Source organism: Kitasatospora sp. NPDC127116 (genome assembly GCF_042677365.1).
GTDB classification, from domain to species: Bacteria; Actinomycetota; Actinomycetes; order Streptomycetales; family Streptomycetaceae; genus Kitasatospora; species Kitasatospora lactacystinica.
Map to the genome: position 1 here is coordinate 34,082 of NZ_JBHXTL010000073.1, position 16,731 is coordinate 50,812.

The window sequence follows — 16,731 nt, forward strand, 5'->3', positions numbered from 1 at the left end:
CCGACCCCCCATCCCCCAGCCACACCCCCTTCCGGAGAGGACCCCACCCCCCATGACCACGCCGCTGACCGTCGAGCAGCTCCAGCCCCGCCTCGGGCAGCTCACCCTCATCGACGTCCGCTCCCCCGGCGAGTACGCCGCGGGCCACATCCCCGGCGCCCTCAACGTCCCGCTCGACCAGCTGGACCGCGCCCTGCCCACGCTGCGCGAGGCCGCCGCGCACGGCGAGATCGCCGTCGTCTGCGCCGCCGGGCCGCGCGCCGACAACGCGTGCCGCCAGCTGTCCGACGCCGGCATCCCGACCCTCACCCTGACCGGCGGCACCAACGCCTGGGCCGATGCCGGCCGACCGCTGGACCAGGTGGCCGGCGCCCGCCGGGTGTGGGCGCTGGACCGCCAGGTCCGCCTGGTGGCCGGCTCGCTGGTGCTGGCCGGGGTGCTGATCGACCTCGCCCTGCCGGGCGCCCGCTGGGTCTCCGCGGCCGTCGGCGGCGGGCTGGCCTTCTCCGCGCTGACCAACACCTGCGCGATGGGATCGATGCTCTCCAGGCTCCCGTACAACCGGCCCCGCCCCGGCACGCCGAGCCTGGACGAGACGCTCGCCACCCTGAAGCGCTGAACCCCGTCCCAGGACGTGAAGGCTCCCGCCCACCCCCGTCGGGCGGGAGCCTTCACCATTCGTCCCGGTCACCTCCCGGAAGCCCTTACCGCACATCCCGTTGACGCGACCGAAACAACCATGTGAAATGTCACCCATCACATGCGATGCATCATAGCTCGGCTTTCCCATCTGATTTGAACGTTCCAACGCGACCACCCACCGACCGACCGGAGGTAGCTCAGCCATGCCGCCCCGCCCCCGCGCCTTACCCACCGGTCTCGCCCTCCTGGCCGTCCTCACCGCCCAGGCCCTCGGCGCCGCCCCGGCCCCGGCCGCCGCCGGAGCACCGCTCGTCGACGGCGGCAGCTACCTGCTCGGCTCCGCACTGGACGGCTCCTGCCTCGGCCCCCAGTACGCCCAGCCCGCCCCCGGCACCCCGGTGCTCGGCGCGGCCTGCGGACGGCTGCTCAGCCAGCGCTGGCAGCTGCGCCGCACCGGCGGCGAGTACCTCCTGGTCAACGCCGCCAGCGGCCGCTGCCTCACCCTCGGCGGCCCGGACCGCCGCCCCGCCACCGCCGACTGCGGCTCCGCCCCCGAGGCCGAGCGCTTCACGGTCTCCCGTGCTCCGCAGGGCACCTACACCCTCACCGTCCGCGGCACCGGCGCCTGTCTGACCGCCGGCCCGGCCCCGGCGAACCACCACTGCGACAACCGCCCCGCCCACCGCTGGACGCTCACCCGCACCGAGCCGCTGGTCCTCGCCGACCCCGGCTTCGAGCAGAGCAGCGGGAGCGGCGCCCCCACCACCGGCGCCCCCACCGCCGACGGCTGGACCTTCACCGCCCACACCGGCACCGCCACCAACAACCCGCACGGCGGCAGCCGCCTCGCCTACCTCGACGCCGGCCCCGGCTACACGGTGAGCCAGCAGGTCACCGCCGTCACCGCGGGCACCTACGACCTGTCCGCCTGGATCGCGACGGGCGGCGCCGGCGGCAGCCTCTCGGTGAGCGTCAACGGCACCGCGGTGCGCTCCCTGCCGCTGCCCGAGCAGTCCACCTACGCGAAGTACACCCTCCCCCGGGTGCGGGTCGCCGCCGGCGACCGGCTCACCCTCACCATCGGCTCCTCCCCGACGGGCTGGGTCAACGTCGACGACGCCGCCGTCGCCCCGTCCGCCCCCAACGACCCGGTGATCAGCTCCTCCGACCCCGAGGTCGTCGCCCTCTTCGACTGGGCCAAGACCAAGGCCAACAGCTGGGTGCAGCAGCCCGGCGCCACCGGCGTGCTCGACCAGGACGAGAACCACCCCGGCGGCACCGGCACCACCACCTACGACGCCTCCTACTGGGCCGGCTACCCGTTCCGCTCCGCCTTCTACAGCCGTGACTTCGCCCACCAGCTGGTCGGCGCCCACCTGCTCGGGCTGGACGCCGAGAACAAGACCATGCTGCGCGGCTTCGCGGCCTCCGCCACCGACGTCAACCGGCTCTACCCGGTCTGGGCGCTCAACTTCGACGCCCGCAGCTACGCGGCCATCGACTACCGCGGCCCGGACCGCTTCGTCCGCGAGCTGCCCGCGCCGTTCGAACTCGTCCAGCAGGCGGGCGAGGCCTTCCGCTGGACCGGCGACCGGGACTACGCCGAGGACCCGGGCCTGGGCCGCTACGTCCGCAACACCCTCGGCCCGTTCATCGCCGCCCGCCCCGGCCCGGTCGACAACGGCGGGGTGCCGATCCCGCAGGCCACCAGCCGCAGCATCTTCGCCGGCACCGCCAGCTACGCCGAGAACGCCACCCGCACCTACGCCGAGGCGGGCGACGCGGTCGGCGCCCAGTACCAGGCCTACCTCGCCGCCGCGACGCTGGCCGAGGCCCGGGGCGACGCCGCCTCCGCCGCCGGCTACCGGAAGGCCGCCGACCAGTTGCACACGTACGTCAACTCCACCTGGAGCGTGGACGGTTCGCAGCCCGGCGAGGTCGTCCACGGCTACGACACCACCGGCAGGCCGATCACCGGCTGGGGCTACGAGGCGAGCGTGCTGATGCCGGTCAAGCGGCTGCTCGACCCGGGCCCGCGCCGGGACGGCTTCCTCGCCGCCGTCGACGCCGCCGACTCCGGCCCGGAGCGCTCGGCCAACCTGGAGGCCTACACCTACCTCCCGGACGCCTTCTTCGCCAACCACGACGGCACCACCGCCTGGAAGTGGATGCGGCACATCTACGAGAGCACCGGCGAGCCGCACGTGAGCGGCGCGATGCTCAACGGCGACTACCCCGAGGTCCCGTTCACGCTGCTCGCCCAGACCGTCCAGGGCCTGCTCGGCGTCACCCCGGACGCCGCCGGCCACGCGCTCACCACCGCCCCGCAGCTGCCCTCCCCGATGGGCTGGCTCCAGGTCGCGGGCATCCCGGTGGGCGCCGGCACGGTGACCGTCCGCCACGACGGCACCCAGCGCAGCACCGTCACCAACACCGGCACCGAGCGGCTGACCTGGGAGGCCCGCTTCCCCGGGCAGCACGCCCGCGTCACCGTCGACGGCGCGCCGCGCGAGGCCCGCACCACGACCGTCGACGGCGTGACCTACACCTCCACCACCGTGACCCTCGCCCCGGGCCGCTCCGCGACCGCGACCGTCACCGACTGACCCCCACACCGCCCCACCCGCGGGCGGCGCGCCCCCCCCCCGCCGGGGCCGGCCCCCCGGCCCCCCCGGGGGGGGGGGGCCCCCCGGCCGCGCGACCTGCTCGGCGGTCAGCGGTGATCAGCCGTGGTCGGCCATGGGTCGGCCGCGTTCAACGGTGGTTGCCCCTACGGCTGTCAGACGGCGAGCTTCTGGCAGAGCAGCGCGGACGGCCGCGCCGCCCACAGCTGCCACCAGGGCGCGCTGTAGGCCATGCCCGCGACGACCTCGTCGTCCGCGCACTGGCCCTTGGCGAAGCCGTACGAGAAGTCACCGCCACCGGCCGCGGCCGGGCGGTTGTCGCCCTTCTCGAACCAGAGCGTGCGGGTCGAAGTTCCCAGCGGGGCGGCGGACTTGGCGCACAGCGCGCCCATCGTCCGGCCGTTGCGGCTGTACCCGGTCATGACCGAGCCGGCCGGGCACTGGGCCTTGGCGTAGCCCGACGCCCATTCGCTGGTCACGTAGGTGCCGCCGTGGTCGACGACGAACGCGCGGCCGGCGTCCCACAGGTCCGCCTTCGTGACGTCCGTGCAGAGGCCGTTGTCGCCGCCGTAGCTCAGCCCGATCAGCCGGCTGCCGTCCGGGCAGGCGGCCTTGAGGGCGTACGGGTCCCAGTCCGGCCGGGACTTCAGGTAGGCGGAGTGGTTGTCGTCGAACAGGCTGGCGTTGAGCGACGTCCAGTCCACCAGCCGTACCGGGGGCTGCCCGACACTGACCGAGGCGATCGGCCATTCGCGGTGGAAGGCCAGGAAGGGCAGGTCCGCCTCCAGGATCGGGGTGCCGAGGATAACGAGCCGGGCCATCAGCGCCCCGTTGATGTCGAGTCCGCCGTAGAGGGCCGCCGCACCGTTGACGTCCGGCGTGGTGCTCGCGCCGTCGAGGACGACGGAGCCGTTGACCACGGCCCGCAGGTACGGCTCGATGGACGCCTTCACGCCGATCGTGTCGTACAGGGCGATCGAACCCTCGGCGAGCAGGCCGGCCTTCGCCGAGGCGGAGCCCCTGAGGTTGAGGCGCAGCGGGGAGACGGTGGAGTTCCCGGGGTCGGTGGTGGTGGTCCAGCCCGGGCCCTTGACGTAGTCCGAGTGGACGCCCCACTGGCCGTCGTAGGCCTGCTCGGCGTCGAGGCTGACGGTGCCGTCGGCGCTGATGTCGGCCGAGAGGGTGAAGGCCAGGTTGATCACGACGGGCAGCGGGCCGACCATCACCACGGGGCTGGCGCTGTACTTGGCCAGGGGTATCCGGATCGGCCCGGTGCTCGCGGTGAGGTTCGCGCTGACGTGCCAGTCCGCGTGCGCGCCCAGGGTGAAGCCGACCCGGGCCTGCTGGGGGTCGATGACGCCGAGGCCGCCCTGGTAGGAGAAGTCGATGGCCGGACGGAGCGAGACCGAGCCGGACATCTTCGCCGAACTGCCGTCGGGCAGCGGGACGGTGACGTTCGCGCTCAGCCCCAGGCTGCCGGACACCGAGCCCTGGCCGGAGGTCGCTCCGAAGTCGGTGACGACCTGGACGCCGCCGATCTGGGGCTGGACGTCGAAGGTGCTCGGGCTGACGGCGCTGCGCAGGCTGGTGCTGGTGCCGCCGAGCAGTTCGGGGAGGGTGGCCGGGCGGGTGGAGACGGCCACCTTCCCGTCGGCCGTCGACTGCACATCGGTGACGGCGACCAGCGCACCGTGCGGGGCCGCCGGGGTGGGCGGGCTGTCGATCAGCTGCCCGGGCCGGACGGCGGCCGCGGCGGCGTCCGGGCTCGCGGCCAGGGCGGACGGTGCCTGCGGACCGGTGGTGGCCGGCGCGAGCACGGCGGCGCCGGTGGTCGGGTCGTAGGAGGAGAGCGCGAGGACGGGGGCGGTGGTGGCGGTCGCCGGCGCGCTGCCCTGCGCCGGGGCCGCCACCGTGGCCGCGGCCGTGCCGGACGTCGGGGGCGCCAGCGTCGCCGACGCGCCCGGGGCGGCGGAGGGGTCGGACGACGCCGCTGCCGTGGTTGCGGTGGTTGCGGTAGTTGCGGTGGTGTTCGCGGCGGCCGGTGAGGCCGCCGCTCCGGTCAGGACGGCGCCGCAGAGGAGGAGCACGGTGGTTGTCGCCGCGGCTGACAGCGTCAGCTTGCGCACGGTCACGTGGAGGGTCCCTTCGGGGTCAACGGTGCTGAGGCAGTGGTGACTTGTGGCGGGACGCACAGCTCGGAGCCGTCGCACCGACTCTCGAACCGCCGGGTAACATAGCACTGACCGACAGCGTTGTTGACTGGTTCGGGCGAATCCCGGGTCGCGGCCACCGAGACTTCACCGCCCTGGAGCGGGGCCTTCCCCTCTGGTTCACGCGGCACCCGGCGGCCGGGGTCGGGGCCGGGACGGGCCGACGGAGCGGATCCGGGGCGGTTCCGACCGTGCCGACCGTGCCGACCGGCCATCACCTCCGCCGAACGGCCGCCCGCTCACGGCCTCCCGCTCAGGCCTCCTGCTCACGGTCTCCCGCTCACGGCTTCGCCGGGCGCGGCCAGTCCAGGACGGAACGCACCGTCCCCGCGAGGAGCCACTCCTTGTCCTCGGCGCCGAGCCGGTCGGTCTCCCGCAGGGCGAAGAGCTCGTCGGCCCAGCAGTGGTCGCCGCTGATCATGGTGTGGTCGCTGGCCCACATGACGCGCTCGCGGCCGAAGGCGTCCAGCACGCGCAGCAGTTTGTCGAGCGCGGGCGTGAACGGGTAGTCACCGGCGTGGAACAGCTCCGGGCCGTGCCCCCACTTGATCATGATGTTCGGCTGGTCGGACAGCCGCAGGACGTCCTCGAACTCCTCGTCGTTCACCGGCATTCCAACGTGGTCGAGGACGATCGGGGTGTCGGGATGGGCTTTCGCGTAGGGGCGCAGCAGGTGCCCGTTGCGCGCCGTCATCGCGAAGACGGGCAGGCCGTGGTCGGCGGAGGCGTCGAACACCGGCCCGTAGTCGCCCCGGGCCAGTTCCCTGACGTCCTCGTCCTCGCGTGCCACGATCCGCACCGCCCGGGCATACGGCGCGTCGGCCACCGCCCTGATACCGGCCGCGAGTTCGGGATCCCGGTGGTGGATGCGCAGCAGGTAGCAGAAGCGCTCGGGGTACCGGATCGACGCCATCTCGGCCCCGGGCGCGACGGCACGGAACGCGCGGGCCCCCGGCAGCGCGATGCCCGGCTCGCCATGGCCGGTCCGGGCCTCGAACCCCCAGAACTCGTCGATCACCGCCGCCTGGATGCCCAGGGCGTTCATGGCGGCGAGGGTCTCCTCGGCGCTCATGGTGAGGTGGAGGTGGATCTGAGCGTCGACGATGTCCATCGGCATGGGTACGTGCCTTTCGCGAACCCGGCCCGGGCCCGGGGGCGAGGTGCGGCGCCACGGTGCCGGTGTCCGCGCCGGACGTCCTCGCAGCCTCACCGTAGGGAACAACGAGGCCGAACCATCAACGACACTTCGGAGCACGGGGCATGAGTCCTGATCACGCCCCGACGGCGGCCCGGCGACAGAAGACCCGTGGCCAGGAACGGGCGTGGTCCCGGGGTCCTCATCAGCCGCCCGGAGACCAGCGCGGCCGCGGCGACGGCCAGGCTGACGGGAAGGACCGCGAGGCCCGAGGCGGCCGGGGACATCCCGCGCACCTGCTGGAGGTAGGGCGGCAGCAGGAACAGCGACCCGGTGACGCAGAGGTAGAACGTGCCCGCCAGCATTGCCGCGGTCCGCACGCCGGGCGTGCGCAGCAGATCCCGGTCCAGCAGGACCGCGTCCCCGTCGCGGGTGCGCCCGCGACGCCACCACAGGCAGCCGCCGGCCGCCTCGACCTCGACTGCACCGCCTCCGTCGTCCCCGGAACCCACACCCTCGAACTCGTCGTCCTGACCGCGGCCGAGGACTCCCCACCCACAGCGCGCTGCGGCAGGCCGCTTCGCAGCGCCGAGTCGGCCCGCGAGAGCGGAAATCGGTGGTGGGGCGGCGGTGTCAGTGGAGACGCCTAGGGTGCCTCGTACCCGAGACCAGGAGAAGGACATGCCCTTTGTCGACGACGTGGCTGCACCGGTGTCGGGCGGGTGGGAGGCATGGCTCGCCTACGCGGACGCGCTCACCACGGCAGGTGACCCACGAGGCGAGGCGATCCGGCTGGAGCACCTCCACCGGAACGGCGGCGAGGACGTGCCGGAGCCGGCCGCCGCGTACGCCGAGGTGGAGCGTGCGCTCGGGCTCGATCCTCTGCGCGCTGACGGCTCCTGGCAGTTCACCTGGTCCCGCGGCTTCATCGACAAGGCCGTCTTCCGGCTGGCGGCGGAGACCGCGCCGCAGCGCCGGGCGATGCTGGAGCGGCTCCTCGCGGACCTGCCCCACGCCAGGGCCTCCGATCCGACCGATCCCGAGCAGTGGGAGGCGGCGCTGATCGATGTCCTGCTGTCCCACCCGGCAACCCGCCTGCTGGCCGACCTGGAACTGCACCTCACCGACTACCACCACTCCGCCGAACGCGCCGCGGCCGCCCTCTCCCGTCGACCGTGGCCCCGACTGCAGGCCCTGTATTTCGGCCACCACTTCGACACGCTCTTCGAGCTCCACGAGACCTCGACGGGAAACCGGGTCGACCCCGAGAAGTACCTGCACGATCCGGTGGTGCCCAAGGAGGTGGAGCGCGCCCTGTGGACGTCCCTGCCCGCACTGCGCACCCTGGAACTCGAAGGCGCTTTCCTGTTCGACGACGTGGAACACGACACCCTGACCCATCTGCGGACCCGGGGGGCCGTCTTCTCGGACGGTTCCCTGTTCACGTTCTCGGCACCCGGTCTCACCTCGCTGGAGGTGGAGATCGGCCATGACGTCCACGGCACCGTGGGTACCAACGCCCAGCTGGAAGCGCTGGAGGCGTCCAGGTATCCCCGACTGAGAAGCCTCGACCTGAGCGAGGCGCACTTCGACCCTGACGAGGCCGGCGACTTCGTCGTCCTCGCGGAGAGCTCGCTGCTCCCCCAGCTCACGCACCTGGGCATCAGGGACCTGGTGATCGAGGACACGGACGACGACCGGGACCCGCTGACCGTTCTGACCGAACTGGCCCCCCGGTTCGCCCACCTCGACCTGCACGTGGAGGGCGACATCGACATCGAGGGAGCCGACGACCAGGACGTCGACCACATACTCTCCGGTCTCGGCTTGGGCGAGCACGCGGACACCGGCGACGCGGACGTTGACTGAGCGATGCGCGAGACCCGCACGCCGGGCACGGTGATGGCGTCGAGCGTGACATCGGCGGCCCTCGGCCAAGCCGTCCCGGAGCGCCGACGGAGACGTGGCCGGTCAGTCACCGATCCCGAGATGCAGGATGGTGGCCCAACTGTCGCTCACGGCCAGGGCCTTGGCCAGCGCAGTGGCGGGGGCTTCCCGTCTGAACACCGGAGGCTGGAAGAGAACGACGCGCATCAGCCCATGATGCCCGTCCGGTGCCACCGGGCTCTGACCGCATGCCGTCGAACCTTGACGGACGCGCGTTCGCTTCGTCGACCGTTGCTTCCGCCGATCTGCTAGCCTTCCGGAGGCCGTGCGAGAGAACAAGGAGGTGGTACCCGTGAACGTATCGACATGGGTGCTCTCCTCCGGGGTCACGGTCGGGCGATAGGTCGTCGTCCGGGAGCGCCGTTCCAGCGCATTCCCGAAAGGCACGACCATGAACTTCACTTCCGAACAGCGCCTCGACGACGACATCCTCGAGCGCGAGTTCACCCTCGGCGAGATCCCCGGCATCCTGTGGACGCCCGCATCCGCCTCCGCGTCCGAGCCGGTCCCGCTGATCCTGCTCGGCCACCCCCCGCTCGGCCTGCACAAGATGTACCCCCGGCTGGTCGCCCGGGCCCGACGCTGCGCGGCGGACGGCTTCGCCGCCGCCACCATCGAGCTCCCCGGGAGCGGTGACCGGCCCCGCTGGGCCGCGGCCGAACAGGCCCGCGCCGACCTGAGGCAGGCCATGGCCGCCGGTGAGCCGGTCGGTGACGAGATCGTCGACGCCCTCATCCTCCCGCTCGTCGACCGGGCCGTCCCGGAATGGCAGTCCGCCCTGGACTCCCTCCTCGCACTACCCGGGATCGGCGGCCCGGTCGGGTACTCGGGGGGAATCATCTCCATCGGCATCCGGCTGGCGGTGGTCGAGCCGCGCATCGTGGCCGCCGGCCTCTTCGCCGGGAGCTTCGTGCCCCGCGCCATGTTCGAGGAGGCCCGCCGGGTCACCGTTCCGCTGCACGTCCTGCTGCAGTGGGACGACGAAGGGAACGACCGGCAGGCGTCCCTGGACCTGTTCGACGCCTTCGGCTCCCAGGAGAAGACGCTGCACGCCAACATGGGCGGGCACACGGGCGTCCCGCAGTTCGCCGGGGAGGACGCGGCCGGGTTCTTCGCCCGGCACCTGCGCTGATCACGGGCCGGACCAGCGGCCGGCCCAGTAGGCAGGAGGCGGTGCCGGCCGGCACACCACTCGTCAAGGACGGCCTGGGCTCTCCGTGATGGCCCCGACCGGGTGCGGTCCCGATCGGGGCCGCGCCCGGTCACCAGCCGAACCGGACCCGACTCCAGCCCGTACGAACCTGCTGTCAGCTCCGCTCGGCGGACCCCTGGGGGCCGAGGGCCCGGGCTGTATCGGCGTCAGGCCTTGCGGATCCGGTCGCCGATCTCCGGCCTCGCCTCGAACCCGGCCGCCCTGTAGGTGGCGACGCCACCGACGTTGGAGCTCGGAGTGCACACACGAACGCTCGACGAGCCCATCTCCCGCAGCGCGGCTGCCCCGGCGACGGTGATCGCCCGGCCGAACCCGCGACCGCGGTGGTCCTCGTGGACGCCCATCGGCTCGATCAGTCCCGGCTTCCCCGGGCCGGCCGACCAGACCGTCACCACCGCCGCCGGGTTGCCGTGGTCGTCATAGGCTCCCAGGCAGCGGGCGTCGGCGGAGAACGGCCCCGCCGACATCGCGTGCCAGTACTCGCGCGTAGGCCGCGAGGTGTTGAACGCCGACCGCAGAACGTCGGCGAAGTCCTGCGCCTGCTCCGGGCCGATCGCCCTGATCCGCACGCCGGGGTCCTCCACCGCGTCCGCGAGGTCGCGGAAGAGCGGCGTCCACGGCTCGTCGACGCCCCAGCCGTCCTCGGTCAGCAGGTCGTGAAGCAGCAGGCCCAGCGGCGCCTCGACGGACACCGCTCCTTCCGGCAGCACGCCGCGCTCGGGCAGCGAGATGTCCTCGACAAGCCGCCGCGCCAGGTCCTCGTCCTGGAACGCGCCGGGAGCGACCGTCATCCGCAACACCGTCGGCGAGTCCAGCATCCCGACGGCGAGGATCCGTCCGCCCCGGCTCCAGGTCCGAACCGCCGCGGCCGTCTCAGGCGTTCCGAGCCGATGGTTCCAGCCGATGTCCCCCGGGTGCAGTTGCATCGGCGCTCCGTCGTCCTGCCACTCCCGCAGTGCGCCCATGGCCTCGCGCACCCCGCCTGCCGTCGGCGTTCCCAGCACAATCGTCATGGCCGGGATCCGACACCCCATCCCGGAGATCTGCAAACCATTAACCGGGAATCCTGCCGTTCACGGTGGCTCTCCGGTCCGGTTGCTGAGCGGTCGCGGGACGTCGCACACTGACAATAGGCACCTCCACAGGCCTGACGGCCCCCTCCGACTCTGAAACCTCACCCGCACCCGGTCTCCGGCGGACGAGACAGCGAAATGATGCGCATCACCGAGAGTTCGCGGACACCGCAGGTGAATCGCAGGAATTCAAGAAGTGGGCACCATGAAGCTGCTAGCGGAAATCGACAAGGTAGTCGCCACCGGAAAGGTGGTGGCTTCAGCGGACGACGAAGCCGTCGCGGACATCGTCATCGCCACGATCGCGGGTGGCATCTCGGCTTCGTTCTACCTGACCCGCACCCAGGCCGCTGTCATCAAGGAGCGGTTCTGGACTCCGGAGCGGATTCGCCGCACGGGGCTCCGCCCGATATCCCCTGAGGAAACCGAAAGGATTCGAGTGGAGCTGGGCGTCAGGGTCGCGAACTTCAGATGCGCCCCGATCACGTGCGCCTGCGGCCACGTCTACGACGCATTCGACTTCATTCAGCAAGGGATTCGCGAACACGGCCTCGATGTCGTCAATTCTGTGTTCTCCCTGAAGGATTCGACGTTCCTCCAGGTCAATCCGTCGTTCACCCCGATCTGCCCCGTGGACGACCAAAAGCTGAGCCGTACCCACGGCGCCGACGACGGCTTCGAATACGACTGCGACGAGTACGGCGGGTGCTGCTACCAGGAGTGACGCGAGGACGTTCCGCGAGTGTCGGCGGTCGTTCCTCCGTCACTCGGCCAGGGCCGCGCGGAGGAACGCGAGGATCTCGGCCCGGGCGGCCTCGGCCTGCGCTTCCAGGCCGGGCAGGGTGAGGAACGCGTGCTTGGCTCCCGGGTATTCGGAGAGCCGCACGGGGGTCCCTGCTTCGCGCAGCCGCTCGGCGTAGCTGCGGCCGTGGTCGGCGACCGCGTCCCGGGTGGGCACCACCACCAGCGCCGGGGCGAGCCCGCTCAGGTCGTTCGCGTGCAGCGGTGAGACCGCACCGGCGTCGGCTCCCGGCGGAACGGCGAGCCGCTGGAAGAGCCGCAGCAGCGGCAGGGCCGGGGTCGGGTCGTCCGCGTACTCGGCGATCGAGGGGTGGTCGAACATCCCCGTCCCGGTCACATCGGCCACCGGATTGACCAGCACCTGCGCCTTGAGCTCCACGCCGGCCTCCCTGGCCCTGATCGCCGTCAAGGCGCTGATCAGCGCGCCGCAGCTCTCACCGAAGACGGCCGTGCGCGCCGGGTCGACACCCCACTGCGCGGCATGCCGCACCACGTGCTCCAGCACGCCCCAGCCGTCGTCGGCGGCGTCCGCGAGCGGGCTGCCGGGGGCGAGGAGGCGGTGCTCGACCGAGACGACGAGGGCGGGCAGTGCCGCGGCGAGGTGGCTGTTGGCCCAGTCGCACTGGGTCGCCGTGCCCACGAAGCCGCCGCCGTGGACATGGACCACGAGTGGCAGGTCGGTTCGGGTGCCGGCCTCGCCCTCCCCCGTCGACTGCGGCCGGTACACCCGGACCGGGAGGTCACGGCCGGGCAGCGCCACCTGCTGCCAGGCGATCGCGGCGCCGGGATCGGGTTCCCCGAGGACGGCCCGAGCCGCGCCCGACGCCCGCCAGCGGTTCTCCGTGTCGCGGTGGGCGAGCAGTTCCTCGGTCGTGATCACCGAGTAATCCGGCTCCGGAGGCCGTGTCGCGAAAGCGCTCCCACTCATGCGTCCTTCTCCCCCTCCCGGCCGGGTGCCGGGGTCTCGTTGTGGTCGGACTGTGCGTTGCACCGATTATGCACGCAGTGCGTGCAACAGCAAGTGCACAAGCAAGCGCATGAGCAAGTACAAGAGAAAGTGCATGAGCTAGGCTGACTCCGGACGAGCGACGGGAGGGCGGGATGACCGGCCGAAGGCGATGGTCGACCGAGGAGATCCTGGACACGGCGGCGGAACTGCTGCGCACGAGCGACGCCGAGTCGTTCAGCGTGCGCAAACTCGCCGCGGCCCTCGGGACCGACTCCTCCAGCCTCTACCGGCACTTCCGGAACAAGACCGAACTGCTGCGCGCGGTGGCCGACCGGATCCTGCTGGCCTCCATGGACGGCTACCGCCCCGAGGGCGACTGGAAGCAGCGCATCACCGCCCTGGCCCTGCGCCTGCGCGAGGCCTTCGGCGAGCAACTCCAACTCGCCGCGGTGTGGGGACGCTACGGGTCCGGCGGCACCGGATCCCGCATGGTCATGGAGGAACTGCTGCAGGCCCTGCGCGCGTCCGGCCTGCCCGACGAGGAGGTCGCGGTGCGGTACCACCGCATCGTCATCCTCCTCGCCGCGCTGATCTCCTCCGAGGCCGGCATCAGCACCGTCACCCCCGAGGAGTACGAGCAGGGCATGGAGCAGTTCCGTGTCGCCGTCCTCGGCGCCGACCCCGAACGCTTCCCCGCCCTGGCCCACTTCGCCCGCGACATCCGCCCCCTCGGAGCGGACCGCCGCGCCGCATTCGAGGAGATCCTCGCCGCCCACCTCGCCCGGATCGAGGCCCTGCTCCCCTGACGTGCCGGACCGTGGGTGCCGTGCGGTCGCCGACTACGCCTGGACCCTTGCCCCCGTCGCCAACCGCACCCGAGAATTCGGTTTCCGCCTCGACGGCCTCCTCGGCCGCGACATCCACGGCATGACCGTCGGCGTCATCGGCACCGGCAAGATCGGCGAATGCTTCGCCCGCGCCGCCGTCAGCCCCTGGACTCAGCGGACCGGTCATCACGAGACAGCGAAGCGCCGGGAGAGTCGGACGCCCACCACTTGCCAGAGACCCCTTGACCCCCAGTCAAGGGGTTCAACTACTGTCGACAGCCGGGCCCTCAAGACCATCCTGGGGAACAAGTGAGTTGGGACTTCTCGACGGAATCGCCGCCACACGTGGAGCTGACAGTTGCTCAATGTTCACTTCGTGCACAAGTGTCCGTTTCGGACCATCGGCACCCATAGGCGCTCATCAGGTGTGGTCCCAAAGTGGTCCCCGGGTCGACCGCCCCGCCACAGCTACTGCCTGTGATCGAGACCTGCAGACCCTTCAGCTTTGGCCCGGGTGCGGTTGAGGCGCAGGACGTGGTCGGTGCCGACGAACGGGACGCCGAGGAGTTCGTGGTCCGCGTCCTGGACGCTGCCGATCGCGGCGTGCGAGATGCCCTCGTACCGCTTGCGGCCCTGCCTGCCGGTCAGATGCGGGACGGTTGCTGCCGCGTCGCCGGCGAAGGCCGTCAGGCCCGCCGCTCCGGTGCGCGCGAGGGCGTGCTGGAACCAGGAAGGCCTGGAGCCTGCCGCCTGCCCCCGGCTCGTCTTCTCGCCGCTGATCGCGTCCAACGCGGTCACCTATGGCTCGTTCGGGACCGTCCTGGTCATCCAGTCGTGGCTGGTCGGCGTGGGAATCGTCGTCTTCGGCGGCGCACTGGTCGGCCGGCTGCTCCACGAGGAACTCCTCCGCGTGACACGCGCGCCGAAACGACACGACTGAGGCCCGCTCCGCCGGCGGCCGACGGCAGGCCGGGCCGCGGCGCGGTCCACCGGTCGCGGTTGATCCGCCCGGCCCATACCGTCGTGTCCGGGGCCAGGGATCGTCGGCACGGAGGTCAGGATGCGGCAGTACCGGTGGGTTCTGGAGACGCAGGACGACGACGGCCGCTGGTCCCGGCAGCGCGGCGCTCCGGTGCAGGATCCACTGGAGTACAACGGGCCGCCCCAGCGGGCGGCCAACCACCTGCGGGAGGTGTTCGTGCGTACGCTCTCCCGGCCCGCGCCCGGCCCCCGAGCGATCAGGATCCGCCTCTGGGAGGGCGCCGGTGTCGCCGGCCCGCCGCACGCCGAGGCCGAGTGGTCCCGCGAGTGACACACGCGGCCCCGCGGCCGGAGCGGGCGGCTGCCGTCCCGCCGGCTACGCGGGTACCGGCCAGGAGGCGGCCCGGCTGCGGGCGACATCCGCCCGTCGGTCCGCCTCGCCGACGGCGTCGGAGGGAGTGACGGCCGACGGCAGGAAGTCGGAACCGGACCTCGGCCGCTGTGCGCCGTCTCGCGTCCCCACGGCGAGGAGACCGCTCGCGGCCATGGTGTTCGCGGGGTCGGCGGCTTCGGCCATCAGCCGGGCGGCATCGACGGCATCCGTCTCCGGCGGGACGACCAGCAGGTTCAGCCGGCGCGGGGCGTACGAGAACACCGCGACCGTGTGCTGGTCCTGCTCGGTGGTGAACCACCCCGCGTGGACGGTGTGCCCGGCGACCGGGATGCGCCGGGGGATGACGGGCCACTGCGCGGGGTTCACGGTGATCCGGGTGATCCGGCCCCACCGCTCGTCGATTTCGGCGGCCAGGACGGGGAGTTCGAGAAGAAGATCACGCGAGCGGGGCCACCAGGCTCCGTCCAGGCGGCCGGGCCGCACGCCACCGGGCGTGAGGGAGAGCCGTGCAGTGGAATCCCGGGCGGTGGGCGTCGTCGCACGATCGAGGGTCGTGGTCATGATCCGGGACCTGTCCCCGGACCCGGGCCGAGAGGCCGGGTCCGGCCTTGCCGTTCGCCGGAGACGACGCCAGTATCCGGTGCCGGCATGCGAAGTGCCTTCGGTGATGCCCAGGCTACTCCGGGTTCGGCCCGGACCCGACAGGGCCGCGGTGGTCGGGTCCGATGCCGGGCTCGCGTCGGCCCGGAGCGGCCGGAGCGGGAGCGGTCCGGGCACGCGGCGCTGCCCGCGTCTGCCCGCGTCTGCCCGGACCGTTCAGCCGAGCAGGAGTTCCGCGGCCGGGGTGCGGTTCCCGGTCGTCGAGGCGCGGCCATGGCCGGGGTGTCGAGGCCGACCCGGGCGATGCGCCCGAGGTGGGCGCCGAGCGCGGTGACCAGGTCCGGAAGTTCGGCGAGGACGTGATTCGAGCAGGGCCACCGGGCCCCGTCGAGGACGCCCGCCCGCGCCATCGTCGGCTCCAGCTCCAGGCGCGGCAGCAGCGGGACACCGGGCACGGTCCACGACACCCCGTCCTCGTCGACGGCGTCGGCGAACTCGCCGAAGCCCATGTTCGCGATCGACACGTTGTTCTCGATCCCCCGAAGCTCCGCGGCAACGACCCGGATGAAGCGCCCCGGCTCGTCCCGCAGGTCCACGACGGCGACCGGCAGCCCGATCGAGCTCAGCGTCACCGTGTCCGCCAGGACGAGGAACCGGTGCTGGTGGTCGCCCAGCAGCAGATTCCTCGCCTCGGCGCAGGTCATGCCCGCGAAGCGGGGATCGTCGACAAGTTCGACGTGGGGCAGGAACCCGTCCTCGTTCGGGGCCGCCAAGGCCTCACGCGGACGCTCCCGCGACGTGGGTCCGGAGAAGTCGGTACGCACCACCAACGCGCCCTATCAATTGGGCACTTGAGTCATCCCACGACCGTACCGCGAAGCCGGCGAACCATCCCGATCACGGCGCCACCGGTTCCCTGGGGCCCGGCGATGCAGGCGGTGCACGATGCGAGGACGGCACCCATGACAACGATGGCAACGGGCTGGCGCCAAGGCCGCTCCCGCCAGAACCGGAAACGGCCTGCTACCTGCAGTTTTGCAGGTCGGGACAACCGGATTCGAACCTGCGATCCGTTGGCCGTCACCGCGCCTCGTGGGTTGTCCGGAGCAGGATCGCGCCCGTCGTCGCCCGGCAGACCCGGCCCGAGAGCATCGCCGGCCTCCGCTCGGGCGAGGGCAGGAGCCCCCGGCCCCTCCCGGGGGCGCGACACCCGCCTCGGCCCTACGGTGTCCGGCGTTCCACGCCGTCGAGCAGCAGGCCGAGCCCCAGCTCGAACCCGCGGTCGTCGAGGCCGGTCGCGCCGCCGCCGCGGGCGAAGGAGCCGTCCAGGGCGTC

Annotated in this window: 16 protein-coding genes and 2 pseudogenes; 9 read left to right on the plus strand and 9 right to left on the minus strand. The window is 72.4% G+C overall.

All coding sequences use genetic code 11. The annotated features are described in order from the left end of the window. Positions 1 to 52 precede the first annotated feature (52 nt). Together ACFVHV_RS26715 and ACFVHV_RS26720 are read left to right on the plus strand one after the other, a co-directional pair. Positions 53 to 619, plus strand: coding sequence for a rhodanese-like domain-containing protein (locus ACFVHV_RS26715; RefSeq protein ID WP_359907893.1), 567 nt, complete (start codon positions 53 to 55; stop codon positions 617 to 619). 226 nt (positions 620 to 845) lie between these two features. Beyond that, a complete protein-coding gene (locus tag ACFVHV_RS26720; protein ID WP_380354087.1) occupies positions 846 to 3,248 on the plus strand; it encodes an RICIN domain-containing protein in 2,403 nt (800 codons plus the stop codon). Between the two features lie 173 nt (positions 3,249 to 3,421). On the opposite strand, the gene ACFVHV_RS26725 is transcribed toward ACFVHV_RS26720, so the two are convergent. From ACFVHV_RS26725 to ACFVHV_RS26735, 3 genes are all read right to left on the minus strand, one after another. Continuing rightward, positions 3,422 to 5,398, minus strand: a complete 1,977-nt coding sequence (locus ACFVHV_RS26725; protein ID WP_359897878.1) for a hypothetical protein — start codon at positions 5,396 to 5,398, stop codon at positions 3,422 to 3,424. 358 nt (positions 5,399 to 5,756) lie between these two features. Beyond that, entirely contained in the window at positions 5,757 to 6,593 is an 837-nt protein-coding gene (locus ACFVHV_RS26730; RefSeq protein ID WP_359897879.1) for an amidohydrolase family protein, read from the minus strand. Between the two features lie 89 nt (positions 6,594 to 6,682). After that, complete coding sequence (locus tag ACFVHV_RS26735) at positions 6,683 to 7,123, minus strand: MFS transporter (protein ID WP_380354090.1); 441 nt, start codon at positions 7,121 to 7,123, stop codon at positions 6,683 to 6,685. 169 nt (positions 7,124 to 7,292) lie between these two features. On the opposite strand from ACFVHV_RS26735, the gene ACFVHV_RS26740 reads away from it, so the two are divergent. Next, positions 7,293 to 8,480: a hypothetical protein gene (locus ACFVHV_RS26740; RefSeq protein WP_380354092.1), complete on the plus strand. Its 1,188-nt coding sequence runs from the start codon at positions 7,293 to 7,295 to the stop codon at positions 8,478 to 8,480. 102 nt (positions 8,481 to 8,582) lie between these two features. Here ACFVHV_RS26740 and ACFVHV_RS26745 read toward each other — a convergent pair whose 3' ends face one another. Further along, positions 8,583 to 8,705 (minus strand): hypothetical protein, encoded by a 123-nt coding sequence (locus ACFVHV_RS26745; RefSeq protein WP_359897882.1) that lies wholly within the window; start codon positions 8,703 to 8,705, stop codon positions 8,583 to 8,585. Positions 8,706 to 8,949: 244 nt separating this feature from the next. On the opposite strand from ACFVHV_RS26745, the gene ACFVHV_RS26750 reads away from it, so the two are divergent. Further along, positions 8,950 to 9,690, plus strand: a complete 741-nt coding sequence (locus ACFVHV_RS26750; protein WP_380354095.1) for an alpha/beta hydrolase — start codon at positions 8,950 to 8,952, stop codon at positions 9,688 to 9,690. Positions 9,691 to 9,917: 227 nt separating this feature from the next. On the opposite strand, the gene ACFVHV_RS26755 is transcribed toward ACFVHV_RS26750, so the two are convergent. Continuing rightward, positions 9,918 to 10,784: a GNAT family N-acetyltransferase gene (locus tag ACFVHV_RS26755; RefSeq protein WP_380354098.1), complete on the minus strand. Its 867-nt coding sequence runs from the start codon at positions 10,782 to 10,784 to the stop codon at positions 9,918 to 9,920. A gap of 256 nt (positions 10,785 to 11,040) precedes the next feature. Here ACFVHV_RS26755 and ACFVHV_RS26760 point away from each other — a divergent pair, with 256 nt between their 5' ends. Further along, entirely contained in the window at positions 11,041 to 11,568 is a 528-nt protein-coding gene (locus ACFVHV_RS26760) for a hypothetical protein (RefSeq protein WP_380354100.1), read from the plus strand. A 39-nt stretch (positions 11,569 to 11,607) separates the two neighbouring features. Here the strand turns inward: ACFVHV_RS26760 and ACFVHV_RS26765 are convergent, their stop codons facing one another. Further along, positions 11,608 to 12,573: an alpha/beta hydrolase gene (locus ACFVHV_RS26765; RefSeq protein WP_380354103.1), complete on the minus strand. Its 966-nt coding sequence runs from the start codon at positions 12,571 to 12,573 to the stop codon at positions 11,608 to 11,610. Positions 12,574 to 12,746: 173 nt separating this feature from the next. Between ACFVHV_RS26765 and ACFVHV_RS26770 the strand changes: the two genes are divergently transcribed. Together ACFVHV_RS26770 and ACFVHV_RS26775 are read left to right on the plus strand one after the other, a co-directional pair. Next, on the plus strand, positions 12,747 to 13,400 hold the full coding sequence (locus tag ACFVHV_RS26770; RefSeq protein WP_359897887.1) for a TetR/AcrR family transcriptional regulator: 654 nt from the start codon (positions 12,747 to 12,749) through the stop codon (positions 13,398 to 13,400). 22 nt (positions 13,401 to 13,422) lie between these two features. After that, a pseudogene (locus tag ACFVHV_RS26775) lies at positions 13,423 to 13,734 on the plus strand (NAD(P)-dependent oxidoreductase); the annotation flags it as partial. 155 nt (positions 13,735 to 13,889) lie between these two features. Here ACFVHV_RS26775 and ACFVHV_RS26780 read toward each other — a convergent pair. Continuing rightward, positions 13,890 to 14,219 carry a hypothetical protein gene (locus ACFVHV_RS26780; RefSeq protein ID WP_380354118.1) on the minus strand — a complete coding sequence of 110 codons (330 nt, stop codon included), beginning with the start codon at positions 14,217 to 14,219 and terminating at the stop codon, positions 13,890 to 13,892. Between ACFVHV_RS26780 and ACFVHV_RS26785 the strand changes: the two are divergent. Both ACFVHV_RS26785 and ACFVHV_RS26790 read left to right on the plus strand, forming a co-directional pair. Continuing rightward, positions 14,179 to 14,361 (plus strand): annotated as a pseudogene (locus ACFVHV_RS26785) (ribonuclease BN); the annotation flags it as partial. The gene ACFVHV_RS26780 and the pseudogene ACFVHV_RS26785 overlap by 41 nt on opposite strands. Positions 14,362 to 14,481: 120 nt before the next feature. Beyond that, positions 14,482 to 14,733, plus strand: coding sequence for a hypothetical protein (locus tag ACFVHV_RS26790; RefSeq protein WP_359897889.1), 252 nt, complete (start codon positions 14,482 to 14,484; stop codon positions 14,731 to 14,733). Between the two features lie 45 nt (positions 14,734 to 14,778). On the opposite strand, the gene ACFVHV_RS26795 is transcribed toward ACFVHV_RS26790, so the two are convergent. Together ACFVHV_RS26795 and ACFVHV_RS26800 are read right to left on the minus strand one after the other, a co-directional pair. Beyond that, complete coding sequence (locus tag ACFVHV_RS26795) at positions 14,779 to 15,357, minus strand: DUF5994 family protein (protein WP_380354106.1); 579 nt, start codon at positions 15,355 to 15,357, stop codon at positions 14,779 to 14,781. Then, positions 15,354 to 16,223, minus strand: coding sequence for a DUF5994 family protein (locus ACFVHV_RS26800; protein ID WP_380354109.1), 870 nt, complete (start codon positions 16,221 to 16,223; stop codon positions 15,354 to 15,356). Before ACFVHV_RS26800 ends, ACFVHV_RS26795 begins: the two co-directional genes overlap by 4 nt. Positions 16,224 to 16,731: the final 508 nt, after the last annotated feature.